The sequence below is a fragment of the Hypericibacter sp. genome, from assembly GCF_050729195.1.
Lineage (GTDB): Bacteria > Pseudomonadota > Alphaproteobacteria > Dongiales > Dongiaceae > Hypericibacter.
In genome coordinates, this window is the sequence record NZ_JBOHKS010000006.1 from 1 (window position 1) to 8,118 (window position 8,118).

Sequence of the window (8,118 nt, forward strand, 5' to 3'; positions counted from 1 at the left end):
GACTTGAGACGACCAGGCTCTAGTTATTTGAATCAGAGCAAGATTCACGGATCAGCTCGATTCAAGCCGATCCGATCTTGCTCTAGGGCTGAACGGTCAGGATCTTGCCTTCTACGGCGCAATGCGCGCCGCCCTGGCCGGTCTCCTCGGGCTGATGCGCCCAGACCGCCGGCAGGATCAGCGGGCGGTTCTTGACGATGCCGGCGGTCGAGACCAGCCGCGCCTGTTTCCCGTTGAGGGACTGCGAGTAGACCACGCCGACGCCAGCGAGGAAGGCCCATTGGTCCTCCCAACGCAGCCGGAAGAGTTGCACGGCCCGGCCCCGCTCGTCCGTACCGGACCACCGCTCCACGACCGGCAGGTCGGCCGGCTTGCCCGCGCCCGGATAAAGCTTGCCGTCGAGCCCGATACCGAGCTGGTAGTAATCGACACCGGCCGGTTCGTCGGCGCTCTGCGCTTCGACGGCCGTCCAGATCTCGAAATGAGGCGCCTGGACCCAGGACTTGCCTTCGGCGGCGGCGGTCTCCTTCACCGCCGTGGGATCGTAAAGCTGCAGCAGCAACTCGTTATAGCCCTGCGCGATGATCCGGATATCGGCACTCGCCTCGCCGTCGGCGGGCTTGCCGAAGACAAGGAACCCGCTCTTGCCGTCGGTGGAAAGCTCGAGCGAGCAATTGCCCAGCACCGTCCCCGTCGCGACGGGATCGGCAGCGCTGCCCAAGGGCGCCGGCACCACATAGGCGGCCACGCTGTCCGAGGTCGGCTGCGCCACGAATTTGCGGTCGAGCGAGTCCGGCCAGTCGGGACAGCCCATCTCCCCGTCTTCGTCGGAGGCCGCGTTCGCGGATTCCTGCCACCCCAGGGAACGCGCCTGCAGGCTTCGCATGTCGAGATCGAGCACCGTGCCCGAGTTCGGCATTACCGTGTTGAAGGAGCAGCTGCGTTCCCGCAATTCGCGAAAGGGCGAGAGGCTGTAGGTCACGACCGCCTCCCAGCGCCAGGCCGAGCCGCCGCTCTGGTCATGGATCAAGCGGTTGTCCTTGATCGTGACCTCGTCCTCGCCCACGCCGGCCGCGCCATAGCCGTCATTGCAGAGGGACATCAACCGCAGCGGCGCGTCGCCCGCGCTGATCAGCCAATATTCGATGCCGCCATCCTTGGCGTCGGAATCGGGGTCGGAGAAGCAGCCTTCTTCCGGTGCCTCGGCCGGCCGGTCGGCCAGTGCCAGATGCAGCTCCACGACGGCCAGCGCCTTGCCCTCACTGTCCTTGCCGGCATCGGTCGTCTTGGTGATCTTGCAACTCGACCGCGATCCGCAAATCGCGGCTTTCTGCTCCGCCGTGGGAACCGCGGCGTTGGCGGTGGCCGCGGCTCCCAGCACGGACAACAGGACAAAAATCCCGAGGATCGGTCGCAGATCGAGCGGGAGCCGCTTCAAGGTAAGGGACATGGGTCGTTCTGCAGTGAGGGGAAGGATTTTCGCGAGGTTCAGGGCGCCAACGATGCCAGCCGCTCGGCTTCGGCCAGGTCCTCCGGACGGTTCGCATTGAAAAAGGGATCGACAGGCTCCGACGAAAACTCGACCTGCGCAAGCCGGTAACGCGCGGTCCAGAGATCGACCTTGCGGACTCCTTCCTCGACCAGGGCGCGTCGAAGCTCGGCACGAAGCGAGACCGGCCATATCCCCACCACAGGATGTGCCTGGCCATCGCTCGTGGCGCAGGCCATATCGGCTTCGCCTGCAAGGCAAGGCGACAGCAGGCGCCGGACCAGATCGCGCGGCAGGAAGGGCGAGTCGGTGGGGGCGCTCGCGACCCAGTGGCAGTCCGGCGCGTTGGCAGCCGCCCAGTCCAAACCCGCCAGCACACCGGCCAAGGGCCCCACGAAACCCTCGACACTGTCGGGCACCACGGGAAGACCATAAATCGTAAAGCGCGACGGGTCGCCATTGGCGTTCAGGCAGAGCCGGCGAACCTGCGGCTGGATGCGCTCGATCACATGCGCGAGGACCGGGCGGCCCGCGAGCAGACGCAACGACTTGTCGCCCCCACCCATGCGCCGCGAGAGCCCGCCCGCGAGCAGCAGACCGACGACAGGGGGTGCGTCAGGCATGGAAAGCCTTTGTGCCAATCGAGGGCGGGGCGCCCACCTCTCAATGTTTGATCAGTCCGCTGTGGACGCGCAAGCCTTGCGCCAGAAACCAGGCCGCGATCCGCTCCAACGTCGCCAACCGGCCGGGCGATTGCGGCGGATCGAGATCGCTCGCCGGAATCTCGGCGGTGCCGAGCGCCGGGCACCAGTCGGGCATCAACGCTGGCGCTTCGACAGGGCAAAATTCCGTTAGGAGCGCGCGATTATTGTCGGCGAGCAGCGCCAGGACCTGCTGGCGGACCATGGGGCCCAGAATGCGGCTGTCGGACCTGGCGAACAAGCCCACGACCTCCGCCCAATCGAAAAGCCGCGTGTCATGGGGACCGAGGAACAGAATATCCGCATGACGATGGCAAAAGGCCAGGAAGGCCGGATGCAGCATGCGATTCTCGTTGGTCATGCTGCAATCGAGCCCAGTGGCCCCAAGCCGGGCGGCGAAATCCTCGAGCAGGCTGCCGTTCCATAGCGCCGCGGGATCGAGCGGCCGAACCGCGATCCGGTCATGCCCCACCGCCTCCTCCCACGCGCGCGCCGCCGCGAGGAAATCGGGATAGCCGGTCCCGGCGCGTCGAAGCGCCCAGCGCGCGGGCGACTCCTGGTGAATCTTGAGCGCGAATTGCTTCCAATAGGATTCCAGCCAGAGGTCGGGCCGGCGCACATAGAGCATCACCTCGAGATCGAAGCGCCGGGAAACCTCGCGGAATGCCGCGAGCAGAACGCTGCGATCCGCCGACAGGCGCGTGAGGTTTTCGGCCGACCAGACGATGACGCCGCCCTTGGCATTCCTGGCCTCGGCGTCGAAGGCCTGACAGTAGCGATCGATCAGCGCCGACGTCTTTTTGCGGACGTCGTCGGGCCCGCCGAGGATCGCCTCGAATTGCAGATCCGGGCCCATGGGGGAAGTCCCGTCGGGCTTGATCGGCAGGAGCGTAGAATCGAGCGGGTAGATCCCCTGCTCGCGCAGCCGGCCGGCATTGCGCCGGAGAAATGACTGAATGCTCGTCGACGCGACCTTGGGCGCGCCGACATGGACGACGACCTTCTGCAATACCGGATCCCCACCCGACCTGCGGCACCATCCCCTGACGGCTCCCGCCTTTATGGCAGGATTTGCGCGCGAATCGATTCCGAAAACGACCGGGCAAGCTCGGCCGGGCCCGGCGCCGGCGGCAGGCTCAGCGCTTCGATCGCCAGCCTTGCAACCGGAGGGACTGGGACAGGCCCCGGGCCGCCAGCCGCTCCATCAATGCCAATCCCCGCACCGGTTTCGAGGGGCCGAGATCGCTCGCCGTGACCGTGGCAGTTCCCGAGGGGCACCAGCTTCCCATCAGTGCGGGCGCTGCCTTCGGGCAGAACTCCATCAAGAGCGCGCGGCTGTTCTCCGATAGCAGGGTCAGAACTCGATGACGGACGGCGGCGCTCAGGAGGCGTTGCCCGGGTTTCGCGAACAGCCGGGCGCTCTCGGCCCAATGGAAGAGTCGCCCATCATGGGGTCCGTGAAACAGCAAATCGGCATGACGATGGAAGAAGCGCAACAGCGCGGGATGCAGCATCCGGTTTTCGGAAGGGAGATCGCGATCGAGGTCGCCCGCCCCCAGGAGATCGGCGAAATCCTCCAACACCGCCCCGCCCCACAAGACGGCGGGATCGAGAACGCGGACGAACAGCCGTTCCCGCCCGAGGCTTGTCGACCAGGCGCGAGCCTCTCCCAGAAAATCGGGAATTCCCTGCTCGGCGCATTCGAGCGACCATTGCGCGGGGGACGCCCTGGACACCTTGAGGGTCCACTGTTTCCAGCAAGACTCCAGCCAGACATCCGGCCGCCGCGCATAGAAAACCACCTGCAGATCGAAACGCCGGGCGACCTGCTGGAAGGCCGCGATCACGATGTCGCGCTCCGCACTGAGGCGCGCCAGGTTCTCCGCGGAGAAGACGATCCTGTCGCATCCGGAAGCCCGCGTGGCTGTCCCGATGGCGGAACAATAGAGATCGGCCAAACTGGCGGTCTTCTCCGCGGCGCTGCCGGCGCCGACCAGGATTTCCTCCGACCGCATTTGCGGCCCCATGCGCGCGGAGTCACCCGGCTCGATGGGCGCCAGGAACTTGTCGAGCGGACAGATACCCTGCTCGCGCAGGCGGCCGGCATTTTGCCGAAGAAAAGACTGAATGCTCGTCGAGGCGGCCTTGGGCGCGCCGATATGGACGACGACCTTCTGCAATGCCAGTTCCCCACCCCAACCCGGCCCAGCCACCCTGGCGATGGCACACTGCATTTATGGCAGGAATTGCGACCGATTTGGAATTGGAAATTCGCTCCCGGGGTCGAAGGGAAACAACGCGAGTCCGGGTCGTGGCGGCGATTGCCAGGACGGAGATCGGACCTTATCGTCGGCGGCCCTTCGACATCCCTGGATCACCCTCATGCCCCTGCTGCCGATTGCCGACCGCTGGTTCGAGATCACCCGCATCAGCGACGACATCACGCTTCTGCTCGAGCCCCATGTGGTCCCGCTGATGCGTTGCAACATCTGGCATCTGCGCGGCCGGGACCGCGATCTGCTCATCGATACCGGCATGGGCATCGTCAGCCTCCGGGAAGCAGCCCGGCATCTCCTGGACAAGGACGTGACCGCGGTCGCCACTCACACCCACACCGATCATGTGGGCAACCATCACGAGTTCCGGCACACGCTGGTCCATGAGCTCGAGGCCGACAATCTGCGCCGGCCGACCGATCGCGGCACGCTGCTGGCGTCGGTGATGGGAGCGGAGGAGGTCCGCAAGCTGGCCAAGGCCGGCTATCCTTTCGACGGCGACCTCATCACGGCCCTGCCCTATGCGGGCTACGATCTGGCGAGCTATGCGATGAAGGACGCGCCGGTCACGGAGGTCGTGACCGAGGGCGATGTGGTCGATCTGGGCAACCGGCATTTCGAGGTGCTGCATCTTCCCGGTCATTCGCCCGGCAGCATCGGCCTTTGGGAGGCCGCCACGGGGACGCTGTTCTCCGGCGACGCGATCTATGACGGCCCGCTCCTGGACGAAATCGACGGCGCCCATATCCCGACCTATGTCCGGACCATGAAGCGGCTGCGCGAGCTTCCGGTCGAGATCGTCCATGCCGGCCATGACCCCAGCTTCGGCCGGGAGCGGCTCGTCCAATTGGTGGACGCCTATCTCGCCAAACGGGCCTGAGCCGACCAAGCCTCCGGAAAACGGCCCTTTCCCGGCGCCAGGCGCCGGCCGGCGCCTTGACGAGGCTGGGGGCTCCCGGCATGTTCCGAGCCCGAGCCGGCTCCCGGAATGCAGGCCCTCGAAGGGCGCGTGGGCCTCGTTTTCATCCTCCAGGAGGAATCCATGAAGCGTTCGCGTTGGGGCCTGATGGCCGGCGCGGCGGCGTTGGCCGCCCTCGTTCTCGGCACCTACCAGGTCCGCGCCGCGGATCCCGTCCTGATCGCGGTCACGGCGATCGTCGACCATCCGGCGCTGAACGCGGTGCGCGACGGCGTGCGCGACGAGCTCGAGGCCGAAGGCTATGCCGGCGATGGACTGAACTTCGTCTATGAGAGCGCGCAGGGCAATCCCTCGACCGCCGCCCAGATCGCGCGCAAGTTCGTCGGCGAGAATCCGGCCGTGATCGTGCCGATCTCGACGCCTTCCGCCCAGGCGGTCGTGGCGGCGACGCAGGACATTCCGGTGGTCTTTACCGCCGTGACCGATCCGCTCGACGCGAAGCTGGTCTCGAACATGGAGAAGCCCGGCGGCAACGTCACCGGCATGAGCGACCTGGCGCCCGTCGGCAAGCAGTTGGCGCTGATCCGCGAGATCCTGCCCGACGCCAAGACCATCGGCATGCCCTACAATCCCGGCGAGGCCAATGGTGTGGCGCTGATGAATCTGGCGAAGAAGGAAGGCGCGACGCTGGGTTTCACCGTGATCGAAGCGCCGGCCGTGAAATCCTCCGACGTGATGACCGCCGCCCAGAGCCTGATCGGCAAGGTCGACGCGATCTATGTCTCGACCGACAATCAGATCGTCAGCGCCTTCGCTTCGGTGGTGAAGGTCGGCGTCGACAACCAGATCCCGGTCTTCGCCGGCGACACGGATTCGGTCTCGCGCGGCGCCATCGCCGCGATCGGCTTCGACTATTATGACGTCGGGCGCCAGACCGGGAAGATCGTCGTGCGGGTGCTGAAGGGCGAGAAGCCCGGCGACATCGCGGTGCAGGGCGTCGACACGGTCCAGCTCTTCGTCAATCCAGGGGCCGCCAAGGCCATGGGCGTGACGATCCCCGCCGCGGTGATGCAGCGCGCCAAGCAGGTTGTGCAGTAACCGGGTCTTCGAGGCCCGCTTCCGGCGATACGCGGAGGCGGAGCTTCGGTTTCGAGATGAAAGTCGGCTGGCGATGAGCCTCGTTGCCTTCCTCGGCGCGATCGAAATCGGCCTGGTCTTCGGACTGGTCGGTTTGGGCGTGTTCCTGTCCTTCCGGGTGTTGAATTTTCCCGACCTGACGGTCGATGGCAGTTTCCCGCTGGGTGCCGCCGTGAGCGGCACGATCATCGTCGCCGGCGGCGACGCCTATCTCGCGACCGCGGTTGCCATCCTGGCCGGTTGCCTCGCCGGCCTGGTCACCGCCGCGCTCAATCTGCGCTTCCGCATCCTCCATCTCCTCGCCAGCATCCTCACCATGATCGCGCTCTATTCGATCAATCTGCGCATCATGGGCAAGCCCAACCTGGCCATCCTCAACGAAGCCACCGTGCTGACGCCGTTCCAGGGGCTGGGTCTGAGCAATCTCTTTCTGCGTCCGCTCTATGCCGGTGTCGTGACCCTGATCGTCGCTCTGCTGCTGGTGCGTTTCCTGGCCTCGGACAGGGGGCTGGCCATGCGGGCGACCGGCGCCAATCCGCGCATGGCGCGCGCGCAAGGGATCGACACGGCCGCCATGACCTATCTCGGCATGGCGATCAGCAACGGGCTGGTGGCGCTCTCGGGCGCGCTCTTCGCGCAGATGAACGGCTTCGCCGACGTGGCGCTGGGCACCGGCACGATCGTGGTCGGCCTCGCTGCCGTGATCGTCGGCGAGGCCATTATCGGCACCCGCAGCGTGATGCTGTGGGTGATGGGCTGCGTGCTCGGCTCGGTCATCTATCGCATCGCGGTCGCCCTCGCGCTCAACAGCTCGGCGCTGGGCTTGAACGCCTCCGATCTCAATCTGGTCACGGCGGTGCTGGTCGCTATCGCGCTCATCCTGCCCGGCGCCCGGAACCCGCTGCGCACGCTTCTGGCCAAAAGAGGCGCGTCGGGAAAGGGCGCGTCATGATCGAGCTCAAGGACCTGACCGTAACCTTCAATGCCGGCACGCCGATGGAAACACGGGCGCTGCAGGGGCTGACGCTGAGCATTCCCGCAGGCCAGTTCGTGACCGTCATCGGTTCCAACGGGGCCGGCAAATCGACGCTCCTTAACGCGCTGACGGGCGACGTCCGGCCGCATCACGGTTCGGTAACGATCGGCGGCACCAATGTGACCGGCTGGTCGGTACCGGCGCGCGCCGGCCTGATCGCGCGGGTGTTCCAGGACCCCATGGCCGGGAGCTGCGAGGCTCTGACCATCGAGGAGAACATGGCGCTGGCCGCCGCGCGTGGGCGCAAGCGTGGCTTTGCGCGAGCGCTGCGCGGATCGGTGCGCGCGCTGTTCCGCGAGAAGCTGAAGCAGCTGGGCCTCGGCCTCGAGGCCCGCCTCGCCGACAAGATGGGCCTGCTATCGGGCGGCCAGCGCCAGGCGGTCTCGCTGCTGATGGCGACCTTGCGGCCGATGAAGATCTTGCTGCTGGACGAACATACCGCGGCCCTCGATCCCAAGACCGCGCAGTTCGTGCTGCAGCTGACCGACACGATCGTCTCGGCGCAGCTTCTGACGACCCTGTTGGTCACCCATTCCATGCGCCAGGCGCTCGATCATGGC

At 66.3% G+C, this 8,118-nt stretch carries 8 protein-coding genes; 4 read left to right on the forward strand and 4 right to left on the reverse strand.

Features of this window, described 5'->3' with window-relative positions; translation table 11 throughout:
• Window positions 1–82: 82 nt before the first annotated feature.
• From ACREE8_RS00265 to ACREE8_RS00280, 4 genes are all read right to left on the reverse strand, one after another.
• A complete protein-coding gene (locus tag ACREE8_RS00265) occupies window positions 83–1,450 on the reverse strand; it encodes a hypothetical protein (protein WP_431570964.1) in 1,368 nt (455 codons plus the stop codon).
• Window positions 1,451–1,488: 38 nt separating this feature from the next.
• The gene (gene mobA / locus ACREE8_RS00270; RefSeq protein ID WP_431570965.1) at window positions 1,489–2,112 is read right to left on the reverse strand and encodes a molybdenum cofactor guanylyltransferase MobA; all 624 of its coding nucleotides are present in this window, start codon (window positions 2,110–2,112) and stop codon (window positions 1,489–1,491) included.
• Between the two features lie 40 nt (window positions 2,113–2,152).
• Entirely contained in the window at window positions 2,153–3,199 is a 1,047-nt protein-coding gene (locus tag ACREE8_RS00275; RefSeq protein ID WP_431570966.1) for a hypothetical protein, read from the reverse strand.
• Window positions 3,200–3,326: 127 nt separating this feature from the next.
• On the reverse strand, window positions 3,327–4,370 hold the full coding sequence (locus tag ACREE8_RS00280; protein ID WP_431570967.1) for a hypothetical protein: 1,044 nt from the start codon (window positions 4,368–4,370) through the stop codon (window positions 3,327–3,329).
• A 202-nt stretch (window positions 4,371–4,572) separates the two neighbouring features.
• Between ACREE8_RS00280 and ACREE8_RS00285 the strand changes: the two genes are divergently transcribed.
• The 4 genes from ACREE8_RS00285 to ACREE8_RS00300 form a co-directional block, all read left to right on the forward strand.
• Window positions 4,573–5,346, forward strand: coding sequence for an MBL fold metallo-hydrolase (locus ACREE8_RS00285; RefSeq protein ID WP_431570968.1), 774 nt, complete (start codon window positions 4,573–4,575; stop codon window positions 5,344–5,346).
• A 162-nt stretch (window positions 5,347–5,508) separates the two neighbouring features.
• Window positions 5,509–6,483 (forward strand): ABC transporter substrate-binding protein, encoded by a 975-nt coding sequence (locus ACREE8_RS00290; RefSeq protein ID WP_431570969.1) that lies wholly within the window; start codon window positions 5,509–5,511, stop codon window positions 6,481–6,483.
• A gap of 73 nt (window positions 6,484–6,556) precedes the next feature.
• On the forward strand, window positions 6,557–7,474 hold the full coding sequence (locus ACREE8_RS00295) for an ABC transporter permease (protein ID WP_431570970.1): 918 nt from the start codon (window positions 6,557–6,559) through the stop codon (window positions 7,472–7,474).
• On the forward strand, window positions 7,471–8,118 hold a 648-nt coding region (locus tag ACREE8_RS00300; protein ID WP_431570971.1), incomplete at its 3' end, for an ABC transporter ATP-binding protein. The genes ACREE8_RS00295 and ACREE8_RS00300, both read left to right, overlap by 4 nt.

What these genes read in the sequence shown, in the direction of transcription:
- mobA (WP_431570965.1), bottom strand. Translation starts at nt 2,112, where the DNA reads ATGCCTGACGCACCCCCTGTCGTCGGTCTGCTGCTCGCGGGCGGGCTC.
- ACREE8_RS00295 (WP_431570970.1), top strand. Translation starts at nt 6,557, where the DNA reads ATGAGCCTCGTTGCCTTCCTCGGCGCGATCGAAATCGGCCTGGTCTTC.
- ACREE8_RS00290 (WP_431570969.1), top strand. Translation starts at nt 5,509, where the DNA reads ATGAAGCGTTCGCGTTGGGGCCTGATGGCCGGCGCGGCGGCGTTGGCC.
- ACREE8_RS00265 (WP_431570964.1), bottom strand. Translation starts at nt 1,450, where the DNA reads ATGTCCCTTACCTTGAAGCGGCTCCCGCTCGATCTGCGACCGATCCTC.
- ACREE8_RS00285 (WP_431570968.1), top strand. Translation starts at nt 4,573, where the DNA reads ATGCCCCTGCTGCCGATTGCCGACCGCTGGTTCGAGATCACCCGCATC.